The 21,134-nt window shown below is 63.1% G+C and carries 25 protein-coding genes and 1 tRNA gene; 8 read left to right on the forward strand and 18 right to left on the reverse strand.

Annotation, left to right across the window (positions count from 1 at the left end; all coding sequences use genetic code 11):
• Positions 1-190: 190 nt before the first annotated feature.
• A complete protein-coding gene (locus VGO12_RS12840; RefSeq protein ID WP_414650713.1) occupies positions 191-1,168 on the reverse strand; it encodes an MBL fold metallo-hydrolase in 978 nt (325 codons plus the stop codon).
• A 202-nt stretch (positions 1,169-1,370) separates the two neighbouring features.
• Between VGO12_RS12840 and VGO12_RS12845 the strand changes: the two genes are divergently transcribed.
• Positions 1,371-2,780: a DHA2 family efflux MFS transporter permease subunit gene (locus tag VGO12_RS12845; RefSeq protein WP_327513139.1), complete on the forward strand. Its 1,410-nt coding sequence runs from the start codon at positions 1,371-1,373 to the stop codon at positions 2,778-2,780.
• Between the two features lie 57 nt (positions 2,781-2,837).
• Here the strand turns inward: VGO12_RS12845 and VGO12_RS12850 are convergent, their stop codons facing one another.
• The 4 genes from VGO12_RS12850 to VGO12_RS12865 form a co-directional block, all read right to left on the reverse strand.
• Positions 2,838-4,604: a penicillin-binding protein 2 gene (locus tag VGO12_RS12850; protein ID WP_327513140.1), complete on the reverse strand. Its 1,767-nt coding sequence runs from the start codon at positions 4,602-4,604 to the stop codon at positions 2,838-2,840.
• Positions 4,605-4,812: 208 nt separating this feature from the next.
• Positions 4,813-5,193, reverse strand: coding sequence for a VOC family protein (locus tag VGO12_RS12855; protein WP_327513141.1), 381 nt, complete (start codon positions 5,191-5,193; stop codon positions 4,813-4,815).
• A 2-nt stretch (positions 5,194-5,195) separates the two neighbouring features.
• Positions 5,196-5,933, reverse strand: a complete 738-nt coding sequence (locus VGO12_RS12860; RefSeq protein WP_327513142.1) for an RlmE family RNA methyltransferase — start codon at positions 5,931-5,933, stop codon at positions 5,196-5,198.
• Positions 5,930-7,516, reverse strand: coding sequence for a Ppx/GppA phosphatase family protein (locus VGO12_RS12865; RefSeq protein ID WP_327513143.1), 1,587 nt, complete (start codon positions 7,514-7,516; stop codon positions 5,930-5,932). The genes VGO12_RS12860 and VGO12_RS12865 overlap by 4 nt, the downstream gene beginning before the upstream one ends.
• Positions 7,517-7,845: 329 nt before the next feature.
• Here VGO12_RS12865 and VGO12_RS12870 point away from each other — a divergent pair.
• Positions 7,846-7,919, forward strand: a tRNA-Gln gene (locus VGO12_RS12870).
• A 277-nt stretch (positions 7,920-8,196) separates the two neighbouring features.
• Positions 8,197-8,439, forward strand: a complete 243-nt coding sequence (locus VGO12_RS12875) for a hypothetical protein (protein ID WP_327513144.1) — start codon at positions 8,197-8,199, stop codon at positions 8,437-8,439.
• Positions 8,440-8,479: 40 nt separating this feature from the next.
• Here VGO12_RS12875 and VGO12_RS12880 read toward each other — a convergent pair whose 3' ends face one another.
• Positions 8,480-9,619, reverse strand: coding sequence for a fumarylacetoacetate hydrolase family protein (locus tag VGO12_RS12880; RefSeq protein WP_327513145.1), 1,140 nt, complete (start codon positions 9,617-9,619; stop codon positions 8,480-8,482).
• Positions 9,620-9,893: 274 nt separating this feature from the next.
• Here VGO12_RS12880 and VGO12_RS12885 point away from each other — a divergent pair, with 274 nt between their 5' ends.
• On the forward strand, positions 9,894-10,337 hold the full coding sequence (locus VGO12_RS12885; RefSeq protein WP_327513146.1) for a hypothetical protein: 444 nt from the start codon (positions 9,894-9,896) through the stop codon (positions 10,335-10,337).
• Between the two features lie 90 nt (positions 10,338-10,427).
• Here VGO12_RS12885 and VGO12_RS12890 read toward each other — a convergent pair whose 3' ends face one another.
• On the reverse strand, positions 10,428-11,090 hold the full coding sequence (locus VGO12_RS12890) for a TetR/AcrR family transcriptional regulator (protein WP_327513147.1): 663 nt from the start codon (positions 11,088-11,090) through the stop codon (positions 10,428-10,430).
• Between the two features lie 91 nt (positions 11,091-11,181).
• On the opposite strand from VGO12_RS12890, the gene VGO12_RS12895 reads away from it, so the two are divergent.
• Entirely contained in the window at positions 11,182-11,934 is a 753-nt protein-coding gene (locus VGO12_RS12895; protein WP_327513148.1) for a 3-oxoacyl-ACP reductase family protein, read from the forward strand.
• A 75-nt stretch (positions 11,935-12,009) separates the two neighbouring features.
• On the opposite strand, the gene VGO12_RS12900 is transcribed toward VGO12_RS12895, so the two are convergent.
• The 3 genes from VGO12_RS12900 to VGO12_RS12910 form a co-directional block, all read right to left on the reverse strand.
• Positions 12,010-13,263 carry an FAD-binding oxidoreductase gene (locus VGO12_RS12900; protein ID WP_327513149.1) on the reverse strand — a complete coding sequence of 418 codons (1,254 nt, stop codon included), beginning with the start codon at positions 13,261-13,263 and terminating at the stop codon, positions 12,010-12,012.
• 60 nt (positions 13,264-13,323) lie between these two features.
• Positions 13,324-13,827 (reverse strand): TIGR00645 family protein, encoded by a 504-nt coding sequence (locus VGO12_RS12905; RefSeq protein WP_082006056.1) that lies wholly within the window; start codon positions 13,825-13,827, stop codon positions 13,324-13,326.
• A gap of 184 nt (positions 13,828-14,011) precedes the next feature.
• Positions 14,012-14,176, reverse strand: a complete 165-nt coding sequence (locus VGO12_RS12910) for a DUF1328 domain-containing protein (RefSeq protein ID WP_327513150.1) — start codon at positions 14,174-14,176, stop codon at positions 14,012-14,014.
• 216 nt (positions 14,177-14,392) lie between these two features.
• Here VGO12_RS12910 and VGO12_RS12915 point away from each other — a divergent pair, with 216 nt between their 5' ends.
• The gene (locus VGO12_RS12915) at positions 14,393-14,587 is read left to right on the forward strand and encodes a hypothetical protein (protein ID WP_327513151.1); all 195 of its coding nucleotides are present in this window, start codon (positions 14,393-14,395) and stop codon (positions 14,585-14,587) included.
• A gap of 130 nt (positions 14,588-14,717) precedes the next feature.
• Here the strand turns inward: VGO12_RS12915 and VGO12_RS12920 are convergent, their stop codons facing one another.
• Positions 14,718-14,915 (reverse strand): CsbD family protein, encoded by a 198-nt coding sequence (locus tag VGO12_RS12920; protein WP_327513152.1) that lies wholly within the window; start codon positions 14,913-14,915, stop codon positions 14,718-14,720.
• A 68-nt stretch (positions 14,916-14,983) separates the two neighbouring features.
• Positions 14,984-15,310 (reverse strand): hypothetical protein, encoded by a 327-nt coding sequence (locus tag VGO12_RS12925; protein ID WP_327513153.1) that lies wholly within the window; start codon positions 15,308-15,310, stop codon positions 14,984-14,986.
• Positions 15,311-15,794: 484 nt separating this feature from the next.
• Here VGO12_RS12925 and VGO12_RS12930 point away from each other — a divergent pair, with 484 nt between their 5' ends.
• Positions 15,795-16,043 carry a glycine zipper domain-containing protein gene (locus tag VGO12_RS12930; protein ID WP_327513154.1) on the forward strand — a complete coding sequence of 83 codons (249 nt, stop codon included), beginning with the start codon at positions 15,795-15,797 and terminating at the stop codon, positions 16,041-16,043.
• A gap of 28 nt (positions 16,044-16,071) precedes the next feature.
• Here the strand turns inward: VGO12_RS12930 and VGO12_RS12935 are convergent, their stop codons facing one another.
• On the reverse strand, positions 16,072-16,275 hold the full coding sequence (locus VGO12_RS12935; protein WP_327513156.1) for a NepR family anti-sigma factor: 204 nt from the start codon (positions 16,273-16,275) through the stop codon (positions 16,072-16,074).
• Positions 16,276-16,468: 193 nt separating this feature from the next.
• Between VGO12_RS12935 and VGO12_RS12940 the strand changes: the two genes are divergently transcribed.
• Positions 16,469-17,266 (forward strand): response regulator, encoded by a 798-nt coding sequence (locus tag VGO12_RS12940; RefSeq protein WP_327513157.1) that lies wholly within the window; start codon positions 16,469-16,471, stop codon positions 17,264-17,266.
• A 19-nt stretch (positions 17,267-17,285) separates the two neighbouring features.
• Here the strand turns inward: VGO12_RS12940 and VGO12_RS12945 are convergent, their stop codons facing one another.
• From VGO12_RS12945 to VGO12_RS12965, 5 genes are all read right to left on the reverse strand, one after another.
• Entirely contained in the window at positions 17,286-18,371 is a 1,086-nt protein-coding gene (locus VGO12_RS12945) for an AI-2E family transporter (RefSeq protein ID WP_327513161.1), read from the reverse strand.
• Between the two features lie 176 nt (positions 18,372-18,547).
• A complete protein-coding gene (locus tag VGO12_RS12950) occupies positions 18,548-18,718 on the reverse strand; it encodes a hypothetical protein (RefSeq protein WP_327513158.1) in 171 nt (56 codons plus the stop codon).
• Between the two features lie 175 nt (positions 18,719-18,893).
• Entirely contained in the window at positions 18,894-19,241 is a 348-nt protein-coding gene (locus tag VGO12_RS12955) for a RidA family protein (protein WP_025426006.1), read from the reverse strand.
• Positions 19,242-19,415: 174 nt separating this feature from the next.
• Positions 19,416-20,243: a dipeptide ABC transporter ATP-binding protein gene (locus VGO12_RS12960; protein WP_327513159.1), complete on the reverse strand. Its 828-nt coding sequence runs from the start codon at positions 20,241-20,243 to the stop codon at positions 19,416-19,418.
• Entirely contained in the window at positions 20,240-21,082 is an 843-nt protein-coding gene (locus VGO12_RS12965) for an ABC transporter ATP-binding protein (protein ID WP_327513160.1), read from the reverse strand. Before VGO12_RS12965 ends, VGO12_RS12960 begins: the two co-directional genes overlap by 4 nt.
• Positions 21,083-21,134 lie beyond the last annotated feature (52 nt).

A 21,134-nucleotide genomic window follows, 5' to 3' on the forward strand; every position in this document is an offset into this window, starting at 1 on the left:
TTCCCTTCAATAAACGAAAACCCCCGGGGGCAATTTGTCCACCGGGCGACTTCAAAGCGTGTCTTGGAAGTTGGCGAGGGCTCGTAACACGGATATGTCAGGATGAAAATAGCCAAAGCCGGGAAATGTCCCGGCTCCGGCCGATATTTGTTGCAGAGCAGCATTTCTGCCCGCCATGTCCTGCCCTTTATCAGATATCGAGCTGATAGCTGGCCGGCACGAAACGATAGCCTTCGTCCTGTTTCTCGACGAAGCCGACGGCCGGGAACGGCATGTGATACCCGATGAACGGCATCCGTTCGCTGGCTATCATGTCGAAAACCTTACGGCGGGTCTCGGCGGCCTTCGCCTTGTCCATATCGAAGCGCACCTCCCAGTCCGGCCTTTGCAACGACAACACATAGTGATTGGCGGTATCGGCCGTCACTATCATCGCCTTGCCGTCGAAATCGACCCGGAACACCATGTGACCCGGCGAATGGCCGAAGGCGGCAATGGCCGAGATACCCGGCACGACTTCGGCGCCGTCAGCGATGAATGTCGTCTTCTCGGCAAGCGGCACGACCTTTTCCAGCACCGCCTTGTGGCCGTTCTCGGCCGGCGTGCCGGCGCGCGACGGATCCTTCCAGAAGCCGTACTCCGTTTCGCCCATGACGTAGCGTGCGTTGGAAAATGCCGGCTTTCCGGCCTCCATCAGCCCACCGATGTGATCGCCATGCATATGGGTCAGCACCACGACCGAGACCTGTTCCGGCTGATAGCCGGCGGCGCGGATGCCGTCGAGAAGACGGCCCATGCCCGCCGCTCTCCCGCCTTCGCCCATGCCGGTGTCGAAGAGCACGACGTCCGATCCCGTGTCGACGAGCACGGGCGAGAAGCTGTTGACCAGGGCGTTGGCGGGCAGGAAGTTCTGTTGCAACAATTCTGCGACGGCCTGTTCGGGCTGGTTGGTGCCGTAGATCTCGTGCGGCTTTTCCGTTACGCGGGTACCGTCGTTGACGACCATCACCTTGAAGGTGCCAAGCTTGAGAGGCCGGATCGGGGGTGCATTTATCATACCCGTGGTGTCCTTCTTTTCCTCAGCCGCCGCAACCCCCGTCACCAGCGACGGCGCCGCCAGCACCCCAAGCGTGCCAGCACCCATCAAGCTCCGACGCTTCATCGACATCTCGCTCATCATCCAATCCCCTGTTTTCTCGCTGGTGTGTCCGTTGCCTCGAAAGGCAACTGGGCCAGAACTAGCGTCTTGACAGCAAAGGCCAGTCGGGATCACAGGCTTTTGATCCGCAATCACCGGTTTCGCCCCGACAAAAGCCATCACCGGCATTATTAGCTTCTGCTATTGCAGACCGTCTTTGAAGCGTAACTCCATGAACCGTATCGTTCCGATGATCCTCGCCGTCGCTCTTTTCATGGAGCAGATGGATTCCACCGTGATCGCCACGTCGCTTCCGGCCATCGCCCGCGACATCGGCGTCGGCCCGATCACGCTGAAACTGGCGCTGACGGCCTACATGGTGGCGCTGGCGATCTTCATACCCTTGAGCGGCTGGATGGCGGACCGCTTCGGCGCGAAAAAGATCTTTCGCGCAGCGATCCTCGTCTTCATCGCAGGATCCATTCTCTGCGCCATCTCCAACAGCCTGCCGGCCTTCGTCTTCTCACGCTTCCTGCAGGGCATGGGCGGGGCGATGATGACGCCGGTTGCCCGCCTGGTGCTGGTGCGCGGGACGCCGCGCAGCGAACTCGTCTCGGCCATGGCGCTTCTGACCATCCCGGCCCTCGTCGGACCGCTCGCGGGCCCGCCGCTCGGCGGCTTCATCACCACCTATTTCTCCTGGCACTGGATCTTCCTGATCAATGTGCCGGTCGGTATTGCCGGCTACATCCTCTCGGGCATCTATCTGCCGCACATGGAGCCGCGCGATCCGCCGCCCGTCGACGTCGCCGGCTTCCTGCTTGGCGGCATTGCCGCCTCGGGCGTCGTTTTCGGCCTGTCGGTGATCAGCCTGCCCGCCCTGCCGCCCGTCGTCGGTATCGCCTCGGTGGTGATCGGCCTCGTTTCGGCACTGCTCTACATGCGCCATGCACGGCGCCATCCGGCCCCGATCCTCGACCTCAAGCTCTTCAGGGACAGCGCCTTTCGCGCCGCCTCGATCGGCGGCACGATCTTTCGCATCTCGGTCGGCGCCGTTCCCTTCCTGATGCCGCTGATGCTGCAGGTCGGCTTCGGCCTCAACCCGTTCCAATCCGGCCTCATCACCTTCATCGGTGCCGTCGGCGCCATCACCACCAAGTTCTATGCGCGGCGGGTGCTCGCCTTTGCCGGCTTCCGCACCACGCTGATCATCGCCGCCATCATTGCCGCCGTCACCACCTTCGCCAACGGCTTCTTTTCGCCTCAGACGCCTTACCTGGTCCTGATCACGATCCTTCTGATCGCCGGCTTTGCTCGCTCGTTCTTCTTCACCAGTGTCAATGCGCTTTCCTTCGCCGATATCGACGATGCCGACGCCAGCAAGGCGACCTCGATGAGCGCCGTGCTGCAGCAGATCAGCCTGGCGCTTGGCGTTGCCGTTGCCGGCGCGATCCTCGAAATCGAGACCAAGCTTAGCGGGGGGCCGCTGCAGCTCGACGATTTCCACACCGCGTTCATGATCATTGCCGCGGCCAATCTGATTGCGGCAATCCCGTTCCTGACGATGGCGAAGAACGCCGGCGCATCGGTGTCGGGACACCGGCTGCCCGCCCGCGAAATCGAGACGGCTGCCGGAAAGTAGTCATCAGACCAAGGACCGGTTTCAGTGGTCCTTCGGCCCTTCGATGCAGCGACGCGTCTAGTAGTTCGCCAGCCACTGCTCCGCGCCGAGGTCTCCGAAGCGCGGCTTCACGCCGAGAAGCGGGGCCGCACGGCCGATGATCGTCTTGACCATGGGGGCGGCATTGGCGGCCGCCGTGCGCCCGCCGTTTTCACCGGTTTTCGGCGCATCGATGATCGAAAGCACGATGTATTTCGGCTTGTCCATCGGGAAGGCGCCGAGGAACGCATTGAAGTTGATGTCCTTGGCGTAGCGGCCGTCGATCACCTTGTCGGCGGTGCCGGTCTTGCCGCCCACGTGGAAACCTTCCACCTGCGCTCGCCGGCCGGAACCTCTGACGCCGTTCCAATTGTAGAGATAGCGCATGTCGGCGCTGGTCGACTCCTTGATCACCCGTTCAGCAACCAGCTGGGTGTCCTCTTGGGAACGCGGCAGGAAGGTTGGGGGAATGAGGCGGCCGCCGTTCATGAGAGCCGCGGCGGCAACGGCCGTCTGCAACGGCGTGGTCGCGATGCCGTGGCCGAAGGAGATCGTCACCGAGTTGATCTTCTTCCAGGTGCGCGGCTGGGTCGGCGTCGCCACCCCCGGCATTTCGGTTTCCATCTTGGAGAGCAGGCCAAGCTTGGTCAGGAACTGCTGGTGGCCCTCGATGCCGACCATGTCGGCGACCGCGGCCGTACCGATGTTTGACGAGAACTGGAACACTTCGGGGATCGACAGGGGGCGGTTCTTGCCCTTGAAGTCCTTGATGGTGAAGCCGCCCATGCGGATCGGCCGGGACGCGTCGACGACCGAGTTGAGGTTGACCTTGCCTGCATCGAGCCCCATCGCCAGAGTGAAGCTCTTGAAGGTCGAGCCCATCTCGAAGGTGGCGTTGCTCATCCGGTTGAACCAGCCCTTCTCGTACTCCTTGTCGATGCCGCCACCGGGCAGGCTGCGTGACGGTTCGTTCGGGTCGTAGTCGGGCACTGACGCCATGGCGAGCACCTCGCCGGTCTCGGCGTCGAGAACGACGGCGCCGGCAGCTTCGGCCTGGTAGTCCTGCATTGCCCTCGCCACAACCTCGCGCACGATGTTCTGCACGCGCAGATCGATCGACAGCCTGACCGGCTCGAGCGTTGCGTTGCTGGTGAGGCCCGCGGCGCGAAGATCGGCGAAACCCGCCTGATCCAGATAGCGTTCGATGCCGGCAAGGCCCTGATTGTCGACGTTGACGTGACCGAGAATATGGGCGGCCGTGACGCCGCCGGGATAGAAGCGGCGCTTTTCCGGCCTGAAGCCGATACCGGGAATGCCGAGCGCCAGGATCTCCGACTGCTGCTTCGGCGTCAGCTGCCGCCTGAGCCACTGAAACGCCGAGCCGGACTGGAGCTTGCGGTGTGTGTCGCGCCAGTCGAGATTGGGAATGACAGTCGCCAGCTTTTCGACCACCTCGTCCGCATCGACGATCTTTCGCGGCTCGGCATAAAGCGACATCATGTTGAGGTCGGTCGCGAGCAGGTGACCGTTGCGGTCGACGATATCGGGGCGCGACGCGGTGATATGGGCCCGGCCGCCGATCGACGCAGTGTCGGCCGGTGCCGACAGCCCGTACTGGACCAACCGGCCGCCAACCACGAGGAAAACCACCGCGAATCCGGCGATCAACAGTCCAACCCGCTGCCGTGACTGGTTCCTGCGGCTGGCGCTCGTTCCCATGATGACGCCCGGCTTGCCACCGCCATTCCTCTTTACAGAAAAATGCGCACGGCTCCTGAGCCGAACGGCAAGCGAGATCATCGTCATTCCGGGTACTTCCACATGCAGACCAACCGAGCACAGCTTGGGTCGCGGCCGGTCGTGAATCGGCAGGCGCTCGGTGGGTATAAAACCTTAGGAGGTCCTAATGGACCAAAGAATAGAGCTAGAGTTGCACTCCACCGGTTAACGCCGGATTAACCACGACGCTCTGTTTGGGGGAGCTTGTGCCCAAAGCCAACTCGAGGCGCCCCGATCACTCCGGACGTTCACAGACGGCGGCAATCTTGTTGCCGTCGAGGTCGCGCACCCAGGCGCCATAGAAATTCGCATGGAACGGACGCAGTCCGGGTGCGCCCTCGTCGGCGCCGCCATGGGCAAGAGCCGCTGCATGAAACGCATCGACGGCAGCGCGCGTTCCCGCGTCCAACGCAATGCTGACGCCGTTGCCAAAAGTCGCCGGCTGACGGTTGAACGGCGTAACCACCCAGAACCGGATGCGATCCCCGTCCACGCCGTAACCGATCTCGGTTTCGTCCTGCCGTTGCCGGCGAAAACCGAGCGCCGGCATCACCGCATCGTAAAACGCGCCGGCGCGCTTGAGATCGTCGGTGCCGACGGTGACGTAGAGCAGCATGGCTATTCGGCCGCCTCGTCCTCGGTTTCGGTCTCGGTTACGGCCTTCTGCTTCCCCTTGAAGCCCTTGGCCAGCAGGAACATCTCGACCGATTCGGCGCGCGAGGATGCCGGCTTCACATGGATAACCTGGCGGAAATTCTGTTTCAGCATGTTGAGCAGGTCGCGCTCGGTGCCGCCCTGGAAGGTCTTCGCCAGGAAATGCCCGCCTTCGGCCAGCACGTCGACGGCGAAGTAGGCGGCGACCTCGCACAGGTGCATGGTGCGAATGTGGTCTGTCTGACGGTGGCCGGTCGTCGGCGCTGCCATGTCGGAGATCACCAGGTCTGGCGTTCCGCCGAGCGCTTCCATCAGCTTGCCAGGCGCTTGCGGATCGAGAAAATCCATCTGCAGGATACGTACGCCCGGCAACGGGTCGACCTCGAGGAAGTCGATGGCCGCGACCCGCGGATCGGTATCGGTGGAATTCGTGACCTTGGCGGCGATCTGCGACCAGCTGCCGGGTGCGGCGCCAAGGTCGATGATCCGGCGCGCGCCGTTCAGGATCTTGTGCTTCTCGTCGATCTCCAGAAGCTTGAACGCGGCGCGGGCGCGATAGCCTTCGAGCTGGGCGCGCTGCACGTAGGGGTCATTGATGTGGCGCTCGATCCAGCGCCGCGAGGACGCCTTGAGCTTGCCCTTCTTGACCTTCTGGCCAAGCTTGCGGCCGCTGCGGTTGCCGCCGACAGGGGGTTTCGTCATGCCTTGTTTCCTTCCTGGCTGCCGGCGTTTGAGCCGCGCTGGTGACGGCGCGGCCGCGAGCGGCGCCAGGCGCCGTCATCTGCCATCATATCGGTGAGCAGCCCTTCGCGCAGGCCGCGATCGGCAACGCGCATGCGCGTCGACGGCCAGCGACGGCGGATCGCCTCGAGGATCGCGCAGCCGGCAAGCACCAGGTCCGCCCGATCAGGGCCGATGCAGGGATTGGCGGCGCGGGCGTCGAAATCCCAGGAGAGCAGCCGAGCCTGCATGGCCGAGACCTCGTCGTCGGAGAGCCACAGCCCATCCACCCGGCGGCGGTCGTAGCGCGGCAGGTCGAGATGCACGCCAGCAAGCGTCGTCACCGTGCCGGATGTGCCGATCAGGTGGAAACCGCTGCCGGTGGTACCGTTTGCGAGAGCCTCGACAGGCGGACTGTCGAAGCGGGCAAGCATGCCCTCCACTTCCTGTACCATCGCCTCGAAGCTTGTCGGCGTCACGTGCTGGCCGCCATGGCGCTCCGACAAGGTAACCACGCCGACCGGCAGCGAGGTCCAGTGGGTGATGTGGTTGGCGAGCCGGTTCGACCTGCTGTCGCCGATCCGGATGACAGCAATCTCGGAGGAGCCGCCGCCGATATCGAAAAGCACGACCGAGCGGGTTTCGCGGTCGACCAGCGACGAGCAGCCGGAGACGGCAAGGCGCGCTTCGGTCTCGCGATTGATGATTTCGAGTTCGAGACCGGTTTCGCGCGCCACCGTTTCGAGGAAGCTCTCGCCGTTTTCGGCCGCGCGCGCAGCTTCAGTGGCGATCAGCCGGCTGCGGCGAATGGTGCGGGCGCCGAGCTTCAGGGCGCAGATCTTCAGCGCTTCGACGGCGCGCTCCATCGCCTCGTCCGACAGCCGGCCGCTGGCGCCGAGCCCCTCGCCGAGGCGCACGATGCGCGAGAAGGCATCGACCACCCGGAACTGGCCGGGACGCGTCGGTTGTGCGATCAGCAGACGGCAATTGTTGGTGCCCAGGTCGAGAGCGGCATAAAGCGGCGCCGGCGGCTCGCTGGCCGCGACATAGGGCGACCGCGGCTGATCGGAGCGATGGCCCGGCCGCGGCTGGGTGGACGCCTGGCCGCCGGATACCGATGCCGTCGACCGTTGACTGCCATTGCCTTCGGCCGATCGTTGCTGTTGCGGCTGGCGCTCGCCTGATGTGAGCGGACGCCCTTGAAGCCCGCGGCGGTGCCGGGCCTTCTTGCTGCGCTTGTGCCCCTTGCGCTCGCCGAGCGACGCTTCGACAAGCTGGACGCCACCGCCCTCTCGGGCGGACGCGGCCGGAACCTGTTGTTTTGCGGATTTCGAACGACGCCGCCGTTTGCGCTTGCGCGCCGGTTCCGCATCGTTTTCTCCTGCAGGACGCCCTGCCACGCCGGGTGCACCGGACTGGCTGGCAATTGCAGACGGCGAGGCAGACGACTTGCGTCGCTTGCGCTTCCCCTTGCCGCTGCGCGGGCCGTTCTTCGACCCATCACCGCGGCCTGCTGCCGACGCCCCGGATTCGGACGGCTTTTCGCCGTGATCGGGGTCTTTCACGTGTCACAACCATGGCGCCGCGCAAGCCCTGAAGGCCGCTCAAGGCGCTCTCTCGATTTTTCGTTGGCGCGACTGTACCAGCGCGGGCCTCAATCGCCAAACTTTTTTTGAAAACCCGCTTGTGCACAACACGTTGACTAAACAGCCTGCCGCCCACCAGACACGGCCACGCACACCGCGCATTGTGTTTGCCGGCCGGCTCACATGGCCGCAGCCGGAGCGTTTTTCACAGCCCGTGCGATTTTTTTTGCAAAAACCATTTGCATCGCCTCCTGATTTGTTTATAAGCCGCCCCACCAACCCGACGGGCTTCGCCCCGAAGGCGGCTTTGGGGAATAGGTTAACGGTAGACCCACGGACTCTGACTCCGTTAGTCCTGGTTCGAATCCAGGTTCCCCAGCCAAACTCTTTCACGAACAGATCGATCGACGAACGCCGGCTAAGGCACGTATCAGCGCTTTGCGGATGCTGCGTGGGAGCCGTGCGATTTCGGCTATTCCCTTCAGAAGACCGCACGCCACCGCGCAAGGTCAGCTTGTCGCACTGGACGTGTGCGTGTTTGCAAGGCAATTCACTCCCGTTTGCCTTCCTTGGCCCTGAAGCTGTCCTACCCGATACTCACACCGGCGAAAAAGGCGCATACTCACGTCCAAGCCCAATGTTCAGTCGGAGTAAAGCCGATGCTCGAAACAAAGACGGATGCGGCCTATGCGATCGAGTACATCCAGGAACATCCGGAGGCCGGGCTGTGCCGGGAGGGGCGGCGCTGGTGGATCACGCCGAACGCAAACGAGAGCGACCGGCAGGTGCTGTCGATCGACGTCGCCGAGGCGGAGCGGCTCAAGGACGATGCGCGGCTCCAGGCGGTGCTTGGCACCGCACATGCAGGTCGATCGCTCTGGGTCATGCGGGACATGACGTGACGCGCCGATGGCCCTGGCTCACTCGACGGGACAATGAAGCCTAAAGCAGCCCCCTTCCCGCAAGATTGCGCATGAGCGCAGCCGCGCCGTAGGTCCAGGGCGGGCACTGCGTCGACAGGCGGACGGTGTTTCTCAGCGCCCCGAGTTCGGCATTGGCGATGGTGACGACGTCGCCGAGCTTGTGGGTAAAACCCTGTCCGGGTTCGTCCCGGTCTTCGACCGGCGCAAAGAGCGTGCCCATGAACAGCATCAGCCCATCGGGGTACTGGTGGTGCGGGCCGACGGTCTGGGAAACGAGATCGAGCGGGTCGCGGCTGATTTCGGTCATCGTGCTGCGGCCCGTGAGGCGGTATCCGTCTTCGCCGGCAACCGTCAGGGTCAGTTCGGCCCGGCGGACGTCGTCGATCGCATAGGTTTCGTCGAACAGGCGAATGAAGGGACCGATGGCGCAGGACGCGTTGTTGTCCTTGGCCTTGCCGAGAAGCAGCGCCGAGCGGCCCTCGACGTCGCGCAGGTTGACGTCGTTGCCGAGCGTCGCCCCTTGGACCGTGCCACTCGAGGAGACCGCAAGCACGATCTCCGGCTCGGGATTGTTCCAGCGGGAAACCGGATGAAGACCGACGTCGGCACCGTGGCCAACCGCCGAAAGCACCTGCGCCTTGGTGAAAACCTCGGCATCCGGACCGATGCCGACCTCCAGATATTGCGACCAGACCCCCTCTTCGATCAGGGCCGCCTTGATGCGAGCCGCCTCGGGCGTGCCCGGCTTCAGATTGCGCAGGCTGTCGCCGATGACCGCCGTCACCCGCACGCGGATCGCTTCGGCGCGCGAGGCGTCGCCGGCCGCCCGCTCCTCAATGACGCGCTCGATCATCGAGCGCGCGAAGGTGACGCCACAGGCCTTCACCGCCTGCAGATCGTTGGGTGCGAGCAGATGAAGCGTCAGGGGATCCGCTTTCCGAGCAAGGACATCGTCGAGTGCGGCGAGCCGCTCACCTCGCAAGGAGCCGACAAGGGCTGCGGGATCGGGGTGTTCGAGAAGGTCGCGCATAGTCGGCGTCTCCTTCGACGTGATGTCGAAGAGCGCGCCATCGCGCACAGCCACCAGGGACGGACCGCCGAATTCGGGTCGCCATACGCGACCAACAAAGGTGCCTGTTCGAAATGCCGGATCCGTCATGCCGTCGTCCCTCTCGATGAGCGCTTGTCCATGTCCGCCTCCATCATGCCGCGGAAAGTCCGGCTGTAAAGTCAGCGGCGCACCTGTGCACCTTCCCGGTTGCAAAGATCGGAACATTGCAAATTTTCACGCGTTTACGGTCATGCAACGCGCCTGATCGGGCGCCCTGTCGCTCAAACGGACGACAGCCGCGAACCCCGATGCCCGCCAACTGCCCGGGAAGGTTCAGGGCAGCCGGCCGAGGCCATGAGAACGCCAAGAAAGGATAGACGCGATGAACCAGCACGAAGAGTTCAAGGACAAGCCCCTCGTCGACCCTGTGACCGGGCAGCCGTTGCCGCGGCCACAGGCCGAGACACCGATGAGCGACGTGCCCGTGGAGCCGCCCAGACGCAGCAACTGGCCGATCGCCATCATCCTGCTTGCCGGTCTGGTGCTGGCGCTGATCGCCTGGCTGCCCGCCGAACTCAGCCGCGATACGGCGACGACGACTCCTCCCGCAGCCACGGATCAACCGGCAGCAACGCCGAGCCAGAATACGACGGGCCAGGATACAAGCGGTCAGGTCAGCCCGCCGGCCGACACGTCGACTGCGCCTTCGGGCGGAACGACGATGCAGCCTGCCCCGACGCCTGAGACGCAGGGATCGACCCCGAACACGACCCAGGGCAGCTCGACGCCTGGCACCACGCCCGCGATGACCGAGCCGGCGCAGTAACGGCTTCGAACGGACGTTTGAAACTTGCAAAGCGGGAAAGGGACCGACGGCGATCGTGGGTCCCTTTCCCCAGTGAGGCGGAGGCCGCAGTCAGGCGGAGGGCGAGATGCTGGCGGAAGCGGCCGGGACCGTCGCGGTCGCGCGCCCTGAGGCGGCGATCATCGCGTCCCAGCCGGCAATCGCGCACGCGCCGATTGCCATAAGGGTGTCCCGCGCTGCACCGTCGCGCGCCTCGATCGACATGCCGTGCTGGAGCGAGGCGACATAGGCGGCAAGCCCCGAACAATCGACTTCCGGAGGCAGTTCACCTTCGGCAACCGCGCGCTTGAACCGGTGTTCCAATGCGAGCTGCTTTTCGAGGCGCCGGGCCTTGAGCGCATCACAGACATCCGCATCGCCCCCAGCCATCTGTGGCGCCGACAGCACCACCATACAGCCACGTGGCTCGCCAGACCGGGTGAAATTTTCGGCGGTCCGCGTCAAGAGCTGCCGTACCGCTTCCTTGGCGGTCGGGGCCGTCTCGATATAGTCCCAAATGCCGGCGCCATCCGTGCGCCCATAGAAGTCCACCGCCTCTATGAAAAGCTGCGCCTTGCTGCCGAAGGCGGCATAGAGGCTGGGCGGATTGAGGCCCATGGCGCGTGTCAGGTCCGCGAGCGAGGTGTTGTCATACCCCCTGTCCCAGAACAGATGCATGGCATTCTTCAGCGCCTGTTCGCGCGAAAAACTGCGTGGCCGGCCGCGGCTCGACATCGATGAAATCCTTTCTGTATCGATCAATACATAAATCGCTTGACAGCGACTGGCAAGTTGTTCCTTCATATATGTATCGTTCACTACAGATATGGAGAAGCCTGTGACGAGCTTGAAAGACAAGGTGGCCCTGGTAACGGGCGGCAGCCGCGGCATCGGCGCGGCCATCGCAAGGCGGCTGGCGGCGGAAGGCGCGATCGTGGCCGTGACCTACAGCCAGTCCAAGGCCAAGGCAGAGGCACTGGTGGCCGAAATTGCCAAGGATGGCGGCAGGGCGCATGCAATCGCCGCGGACAACCGCGACGTGGGTGCAGTCGAGGCAGCCGTCAGGACGCTCGCCAAACAGCACGGTCGCATCGATGTCCTCGTCAACAATGCCGGTGTCTTCGATGCGGGAACGCTGACAGACGTGAGCGTCGAGGATTTCGACCGGACGATCGATGTCAACGTGAAGGCAGTGTTCGTCGCGACGCGGGCTGCTGCAGCCTCCATGCCAGACGGCGGACGCGTGATCTCGATCGGCAGCAACCTGGCCGCACGCGTGCCCTGGCCGGGCATGAGCCTTTATGTGCTGAGCAAGAGCGCGCTGATCGGCTTCACCAAGGCCGTGGCACGGGACCTTGGCCAAAGGGGCATCACCGTCAACATCGTGCATCCCGGCTCCACCGACACCGACATGAACCCGGCCGGTGGCGACCATGCCTCTCAGCAGCGCGACCTGATGGCGATCCCGCGCTTCAATGATGCATCCGATGTGGCAGGTCTCGTCGCCTGGCTGGCGGGTCCGCAGAGCAAAGGCGTCACGGGCGCCGAGTTTACCATCGATGGCGGCACCAACGCCTGAGCCGCGATGCCGAAGAACAGGAAGGCCGGACGCACCCTGCCCGGCCTTGACCCGACAGGTTACGCGTAAGTTCGATCACACAAGGAAGCGTTCGGGCCGGTAAGGCGCAATGTCGATGACGGGTTTCTCTCCGGTCATCGCCTGCGCCAGCGCGCGGCCCGTCACGGGCCCGAGCGTCATCCCGTGATGCGCATGGCCGAAGGCAAACCAGAGACCTTCGTGACGCGGCGCCTTGCCGATCACCGGCATCATGTCCGGCGTGCAGGGGCGCGCGCCCATCCACGGCTCTTCGTCGCGACGTTCGGCGAGCGGAAAGAATTCACGTGCCACCCGCTCGGCACGGGTCAATTGCACCGGCGTCTTCGGCGCGTCGCGCCAGGCGAACTCGGCACCAGTGGTCAGGCGGATGCCACGCAGCATCGGCGCCAGGAAATAGCCCTTCTCCGCGTCGAGCACCCAGTTGTTGAGCGCGGCGCCGTCGGCGGCGCCATAGTGCATGTGGTAGCCGCGCTTGACGGCCAGCGGAAACCGGTAGCCGAGCTTGCGGGTCACCGTGTCAGCCCAGGGACCGAGCGCCACCACCACCTCGCGGGTCTCCAGCGGGCCATCCGGGGTTGCGATACGCCAGCCGGGACCTTCGAGCACGTGTTCGGTGGTCGCCGCGTCGCCGGAAACTAGCCGTCCGCCGAGCGACTGGAAATAGCCGAGATAGGCCTTGTTGAGGCTGTGCGGATCGCGGATCGACCAGGGATCGCTCCAGCGCAGGCCACCGACGAGATCGGCCCGGATCGACGGCTCCATCGTCTTCAGTTCGCTCGTCGAGAGCTTCTGGTGATTGACGCCGAAGCCGGCCGACAGCTTCTCCGCCTCCTTGTAGGCGGCGTCGCGCTCCTTCTCGGTGCGAAACACCTTCATCCAGCCATCCTTGCGGATGAGATCGCCGGCGCCGGAGGCCTCGATCAGATCCTGATGCTCGCTGATCGAATGTTCGATCAGCGGCGCATAGAGATGGGCGATGCGCCGGTGCTGGGTGAAACCGGAGTGCCACCAGTAGCGCGCCAGAAACGGCACCAGACCCGGCAGGGCGCGGAAATGGTAGTGGGCGTCGATCGTGTTGTTGAGCGCGTAGCGGAAGAGCGCGCCGAAATCATGCGGGAAGCCGTAGGGAAACACGCCCTCGCGCTGGATCAGGCCGGCATTGCCATAGGACGTTTCCTCGCCGGCCCCGCGGCGGTCAAGAAGCACCACGGACTTGCCGCGCCGCGCAAGATGGATGGCCGTGGAAATGCCGACGATGCCGGCGCCGAGAACCACTACATCAGTCTTCATCCGCTGCCCCGCCATTTTTGAAACAAGACCGCGGCCCGATCTGAAGCCGCGGCGCCATCCTCACTTCTTCTTCAGCGCAGTCATGATCTGCTCGAGGTAACCGAGCAGGACGGCCGAGACGACAAAGGCAAGATGTATGATCGTCGCCCACATCAACTGCTCGCTCGAATATTGCTGCGCGTTCAGGAAGATCTGCAGCAGGTGGATCGAGGAAATGGCCACGATCGAGGACGCAACCTTGATCTTCAGGCTGCCGGAATCCAGCTTGCCGAGGAAGGAAACCTCCGCGTCGCCTTCGTCGAAGCGGCTGACGAAGTTCTCGTAACCGGAAATCATCACCATTACGATCAGGCTGGCGACCAGAGCGGCATCGATCAAGGCCAGCATCGCCAGGATCATCTCCGCATCGTCATAGACAAAGACCATGCTGGCGATCTTGAACAGCTTGAAGGCAAACGAGATTCCATAGAGGGCAAGTGCCGCGACCAGGCCAAGGTAGAAGATGACGAGGAGCCAACGGCTGGAGAGGATGATCCGCTCGACGAGCAGTTCCAGCGATTTCATGATGTTCGGTCCTCAAGGCTATAGTGACGGTTTCGGCATCAATAGCCAAGCGGGCAGGCAAGGGCAAGCGCGAGACGGAGCCCTTACATGCGCCAAGGGCGGCCATCATGCCGCCCTTTCCCATGTGAATTCGTTGCCGGATGGGCATAATGCCGACCCTTCAGGCAGGTCAGCGCGTCACAGGTCAACTCCGGCGAACAAGCCCGGCGACGAGAGAAACGACCAGGAAGACGAGGAACAGGAAGAACAGGATCTGGGCAATGCCCGCAGAGGTGCCCGCTATTCCGCCAAACCCGAGTACGCCCGCGATAATCGCCACGACCAGAAAGACCAAAGCGTAGTATAACATAGCAATTCTCCTTGCCTGCATCACTGCACAACAAACGCCTAAACTATCGATTTGTTCCACCCGCCTGACGCGGTCAAGCTTGCACAGTTCGCAATATTAACCCCGCCTTAACCATGACAGACAATTGAATCCCGTTTCGGGACGGATCGTACCGAAATCGGCCGGAACCTTCGCAATATTCTGGCGTTGTTCATCCATGGAATTCGCAGGATCGAGATGAAGATGCCAACAGCACAAATCTTGAAAACGGCGCTCGAAGCTGGCCGCAGAAGGGCGTCCCCTCAGCCGGGAAATCTGCACATCGGCAAGACGATGCGCGATCTGTACGCCAACGACACTGACAAACAAAGTAAAAGGCTAAAAAGTCTACTTGACGAATTGAGCCAGCGCGAACAGAAGGCCGACAAATAGCCGGAAACACCGGTTCTTTACAGAAAAGAGCCGCCACGGCGATGTACCGAAGCGGCTTTTCTTGGCTCAAGGCTTCAACCCGGACAACCTGAAGCGCATCGCGATCTCGGCAACGCTGCCCGCGGCATTGTCAGCGACGGGATGTCCACTCTTCGATCTGCCGTTCCGCTTCGTCCCGCTCGACGCCGTAACGCGCCTGTATCCGGCCTGCAAGCTCCTCCTTGCGGCCGTCGATCACGTCCAGGTCGTCGTTCGTGAGCTTGCCCCACTGCGCCTGCACTTTGCCCTTCAGTTCGTGCCATTTGCCTTCGACGATATCCCAGTTCATTGCACAGCCTTTCGTTGCGGGGCCGCCGGTAGCGGCAGGTGGTGAACTCAGTCTTGGGTTTGTTTGGATCAGCGCGTTTGAGCCTTCGGCGCGCCGGCGTGACGCGCGGCGACGACATAACCTCCGTCATCGGCCTGAACACGAACCGTTAGCCGGCCGGGTGCCGCCACCTCCCAGTCGATGATCGCGTCCTCGACAAACAGGGCTGGGTCGACCTCGGCGCAGGCGCCGTAAGCGAACTTGAATGCGGTGCCCGTTGCCTCGATTGCCGGCGACAACAATGCGCGGCACTCCTCCACCGTTTCGAACGCGACCGTTGGGGCCGGAACTTCGCGACAGGCTGCGGTTGCCTGCGAGCAACCAACGAGCACCATGATGGCGGCAATGTGTTCCATTGACATGCTCCCTGACGTGGAACCTGGCTGGAAAACGGTCATCTGCGGGATCCTGTTCCGCCGACAGGCAGCAAATATTTTCCCGGAACTTTTGGGCGGGCCGCGCGTTGGGCGCCGACTTTCGTCACGCCCAGAGCGCGCCAACGCCGCGCGACCTCGCAGTCGGCAATCACAACCGCTGGCATGTGCAGGCATGAAGCGATGGAACAAAATGCTGCAATCATCGTTTTCGCAAACGATAACAAGCGCCGAGACGGTAGCGTAGCGACGGAGGAAGCATCGGGAGATAGGGCCACGCACCGCAATGCGCTTGAACCGAGAGAGCGCCGGCGAGTTGACGCCGAAGGCTTACCTTTCGGCGCAGATACGGGGCGCCGAGGTGCCTCATTGTCGTCATTCTGTTCGTCATCAGTCCCGGCAAATCGAATTCACCGAAACCCTGATTCACAAGTTCAACAGAGCAACCCGCAGATAGGAACGCGTCATGAAGAAGATACTCATCGTAGCAAGCCTGATCCTCCCCCTCGCCGCCTGCACCCAGACGGAGAAGGGTGCAGCGATCGGCGCAACCGGCGGCGCCATCATCGGCGGCGCGGCGACCGGCAACGTCAGGGGTGCTGCTGTGGGCGCTGCTGTCGGCGGTGTTGCCGGCGCCTTGATCGGCAACGCCAACGAGCCTGGCCGTTGCGTCTATCGTGACCGCTACGGCCGCCGCTATACGGCCGCCTGCTGACCGGCACAAACGATCGGAGGAAGCGGACTCAGTCCGCTTCCTCCGATCGTTTCCGTTTGGCGTGGGACGGAGCGCCATTTGCCGCCGCCATTTCCGCCCGATCAAGCTTCTCCAGAAGATCGACAAAGATTGTGGGAAGCGGCTCTCGCTCCAGTTCCTCATAGAGCGCCTTCAATCTCGCTCCAATTGCCTCCTCGCCGATCGGCCCTGCGGTCCCTCTATCCTTCGTCATCCCCATTCTCTCCGATCGGGCCTCGCCCACGCCCTTGCCGGACGCTTGTCGTTGTCGCGCAAATTCAAGTTCGCATCGCACGTTTGCCGGATTTGCTCTAGGCCGAAAAACATGTTCAAAACATTGCCGTGCCCCAACGATCGCCCTGTCCTCAAGAAAACAATCAAACCGCATTGCACGTAAGGAAGTATTGATGTCACTTTCGACCCGGATTGCGCCGCACCTGCCTTTTCTGCGCCGTTACGCACGCGCCGTGACAGGATCCCAGGCCGCTGGAGACGGTTATGTCGCCGCCGTTCTCGAAGCCCTGATCGAAGACATCAGCCTGTTTCCGGCCACGTCGAACGATCGAATCAGCCTCTACAAGCTGTTCTGCTCACAATTCGAAAAGATCTCGATCGACCGCACCGAAAGCGCTTCGCCATTCGCCTGGGAGCAGCAGGCTGCTGCAAACCTCGCGCTGATCTCGCCTGCGCCACGCCAGGCGTTTCTGCTCGTCTCGGTCGAAGGATTTTCGATCTGTGATTCAGCCGAAATCATGGGGCTCAGCCAGGGCGAGTTTTCAAAGCTCTTGACGATCGCCTCCGAGGACATTTCGCGTCAGGTGGCGACCGACGTCCTGATCATCGAGGACGAACCCCTCATCGCACTCGACATCGAGGACATGGTGATCAGTCTTGGCCATCGGGTAACGGGCATTGCGCGCACCCGCGACGAAGCACTCGACCTCTACCGCAAGACGTCGCCGAAGATGGTGCTCGCCGATATCCAGCTTGCCGATGGCAGCTCGGGCATCGATGCGGTCAACGAGATCCTCCGGCAGACGGCGGTGCCGGTCATCTTCATCACCGCCTTCCCGGAGCGGCTGTTGACGGGCAAGCGGCCCGAGCCGGCGTTTCTCGTGACCAAGCCGTTCAACCCGGACATGGTGAAGGCACTGATCAGCCAGGCGCTGTTCTTCGACGAGCACGCGCGCTCGGCCCGGCGATAGGGCCCAAGCGGCCCTCCCCTTATCCCGGCAGCTGGCGCTCCGGCGGCTGCTCGCGGATCTCCTCGACGATGGCCATCACAATCAGCGAGAGCGGCAGCGCCAGCATGGCGCCGACGGCGCCCCACATCCAGGTCCAGAACACGATCGCGATGAACACCAGGAACGGGTTCACCTCGAGCTCGCTGCCGAGGATCGCGGGTATCGCAAGGTTTTCCATCGCCAGGTGAACGACGAAGAAGGCGGCCGCCGGCAACACGGCCAGCAGCAGAACGTCATGGGTCATCAACCCTGCCACCAGCAGGCTCAGCGTCATCACGGTCACGCCCAGATAGGGAATGAAGCTCGACACGAAGGCGAACAGCCCCCAGAGCGGGGCCATGCCCAGACCGCCGACGAACGCTATGGTCATCGTCACGAAGCCAAGTGCCAGATAGAGCACGCTGGCAATCGAGAAGTAACGCGCCAGCGCATCCTCGATGCCGTTCATGATGCGGATAGCGCTGAGACGCCGCTCGCGGCTGGTAAAGGCGAGGATGACAGCCTTGCGCAATTGCAGACGCCCGAGCAGGAACAGGCCGAGCGCCGCCAGAAAGATCAAGGTCTGGACAAGCGCCGGCGACAGCCCCGCCGCCGTGGAGGCGAGCACCGGCCCGGCGTTTTTCATGACGGTGTCGGCAATCGCATCGTTGCCGACGCCCCGTGCAACCGCCAGCCGCAGCCATTCGTAACGCTCGATAAACGGCATAACGCGCGCAACGACGCTTTCCGCAAGCTTGGGGGCCTCCGATGCAAGCGCCGTCAAAGGACCGAGCAGGGCGTTGACCATCCACGACAGGCCGATCACGAAAATCATCGCCAGCAGCAGTCCGCCGAAAATCGGCGGCAGACCGTAGCGCGCGAGCGCATCGGCCGTGCGACCAAGGACGATGCCGACGACAATCGCGAGCGTGACCGGCAACAGGATCGTTTCCATGGCGTAGATCGCCGCGCACCCGGCGATCACGAACAGGCCGATGATGCTCCAGGCAACCATGAGGTCAATGCCGTCGCGCCGTGGCGCCGTCGATGGCGCTGCCGTCACAACGGCTGCTTCCTCCTCGACCATACGCCGTTGACGTCGGCGCTCCTGGGAAGCGCCGGCGCGCCGAAACGTTTCGGCAATCACGCCACGTTTACCATCAGGCAAAGAAGCGCGCTGGCTTGAGAGGTTGGAGGACGGATCGGAACGTCCGGATTTCCGTTCAGGCTCAGGCGGGTGCACGCCAATTGGAGCGTTTGCCATCAATGGTGTTCCGGCGGGAAGACGTGCAGCGTCAGCGACAGCAGTCCAAGACCGAGAATGATCATGAGCAGCGTGTTGGCGACGCCCGCGGCAGTATAGGGCAGAAGACCGAAGCCGATCAGGAGAACGGCAAGAAGAAGGACACAGACCCGAGGCAGCCAGTACAACATAGACAGTCCCTCCCATTTCGCTCGGCCGGTTTCGGCCGGTTTCTTGGACCGCACAATAAACGTGCAGGCGCCTCGATTGGTTCCGCGCCGGATGGGTGGCAGCAACGAAAATGCCGCCGGACACCAGGGCCGGCGGCATGAAGACGGTCACGACTGGTGAGTCGCTATCGCGGCCTTAGGCGGCAGCAGCAACCACGATGACTTCGACCAGGTATTCCGGGGTCGCGAGCTTAGCTTCGCCGGTTGCGCGGGCAGGCGTGTTGCCCTGCGGCGCCCAGGCGTCCCAGACCGAGTTCATCTTCGGGAAGTCCGCCATGTCTGCGAGCCAGATGGTGGCCGAGAGGATGCGGGTCTTGTCGGTGCCGGCGAGCGCCAGAAGACGATCGACTTCGGCAAGCGCCTGCTTCGTCTGCGTCACGACATCGTCACCGGCATTGCCGACCTGGCCGGCGAGGTAGACGGTGTTGTTGTAGACGACGGCCTGGCTCATACGGGGGCCGGTTTCGAAACGCTTGATTTCCATGGACGTGTTCCTGAGGTTGGGCCGAACGATCGGTCCGGCCGAAAAGCGGCTGCCCGCCGCCGAAAGGCGAGAGTTGAAGGCGGCGCGACACCTCTACACCATCATGCCCACAAGTCAAAGAAGCCGGGAACGATGTCCCGGCTTCCTGTTTCTTTCGCGAGGGGCAACTACCGATCAGGCGGCCTGCTTCTTGGCGAGACGCGCCTTGATGCTGGCGACATCGGCGCGCGGCGTCGCTGCAAACAGCGTCTTGGTATAGCTGTGCTTCGGGTCGGCGAAGACCTCGTCGCGGCTGCCATATTCGACGGCTTCACCGAAATACATCACCATGACGTCGTCGGCGATGTAGCGCACGACCGAGAGGTCGTGGCTGATGAAGACGTAGGTCAGCTTCAGCTCGTCCTGAAGGTCGGCGAGCAGGTTGAGCACCTGGGCCTGAACCGAAAGGTCGAGCGCCGATACCGGTTCGTCCAGCACCAGCAGCCTCGGGTTCAGCATCAGCGCCCGTGCGATGGCGATACGTTGGCGCTGGCCGCCGGAGAACATGTGCGGATAGCGGTTGAAGTGCAGTTCAGTCAGACCGACCTTTTTCAGCATCGTCATCGCCCGGTCGCGACGTTCGTCGGCGGGCGTGTCGGTGTTGATGACCAGCGGCTCCATCAGGATGTCGCCGATCTTCTGGCGCGGATTGAGGGAGCCATAGGGGTTTTGAAAGACGATCTGCACCTTGCGGCGCATCTCGGGCGTCATGTCGCCCTTGGCGATGTCGATCTTCTTGCCATCGATCAAAAGCTCACCCGAGGTCGCCGGATCGATCAGGGTGAGGATGCGGCCAAGCGTGGACTTGCCGCAGCCGCTCTCGCCGACGATCGCCAGCGTCTTGCCCTCTTCGACGGAAAAGCTCACGCCCTTCAAGGCATGAACAGTCTTTGCCTTTTTCATCAGGCCGCCGGGGATGTGGTAGTCGCGCACCAGATTGCGCGCTTCGAGGATCACGCTCATTGGGCCACTCCTTCATCGACGAAGAGTTCGGAGATCGTCGGCAGACGGTCGCCGGTTGCGTTGTCGGGCAGAGCCGCCAGAAGCGCGCGCGTGTAATTGCTCTTCGGGTTTTCGAAGAGCGTCAGCACGTCCGCCTCTTCCATCTTGCGGCCCTTGTACTGCACGACGACGCGGTCGGCAGTTTCGGCAACCACGCCCATGTTGTGGGTTATCATGATCAGGCCCATCTTGTGCTCGGCCTGAAGCTTCATCAACAGATCGAGGATCTGCTTCTGGATCGTCACGTCGAGTGCTGTGGTCGGCTCGTCGGCGATCAGGAGCTTCGGATTGCAGGCGATCGCGATCGCGATCATCACGCGCTGGCACTGGCCGCCCGACATCTGGTGCGGGAAGTGGCCGAGCCGCTCAGCCGGGTCGGGAATGCCGACCGCCTCGAACAGTTCGATCGCCCGTTTGCGGCGGCCGGCCTTGTCGAGGCCCATGTGGATGCGCAGCACTTCCTCGATCTGGAAGCCGACGGTGAAGCACGGGTTGAGGCTGGCGATCGGCTCCTGGAAGATCATGGCAATGTCCTTGCCGACGATCTTGCGCCGTTCGTTTGCCGACATGCCGAGCAGGTCGCGGCCATTGAAGGCAAGCTTGTCGGCCGTGACCTTCGCCGTCCAGGGCAGGAGCCCCATGGCGGCCAGCATCGACACGGACTTGCCCGAGCCGCTTTCACCGACGATCGCGAGCACTTCGCCTTCATGCACCTTCATCGACACGCCGTTGACGGCGCGGAAGGGACCGGAGGCCGTCTGGAATTCGACGACCAGGTTTTCGATTTCGAGAAGCGCCATGATCAGGACCTCTTCAGCTTGGGATCGAGCGCATCGCGCAGGCCGTCACCCA

The sequence above is a fragment of the Ensifer sp. genome (genome assembly GCF_035999135.1).
GTDB lineage: Bacteria > Pseudomonadota > Alphaproteobacteria > Rhizobiales > Rhizobiaceae > Ensifer.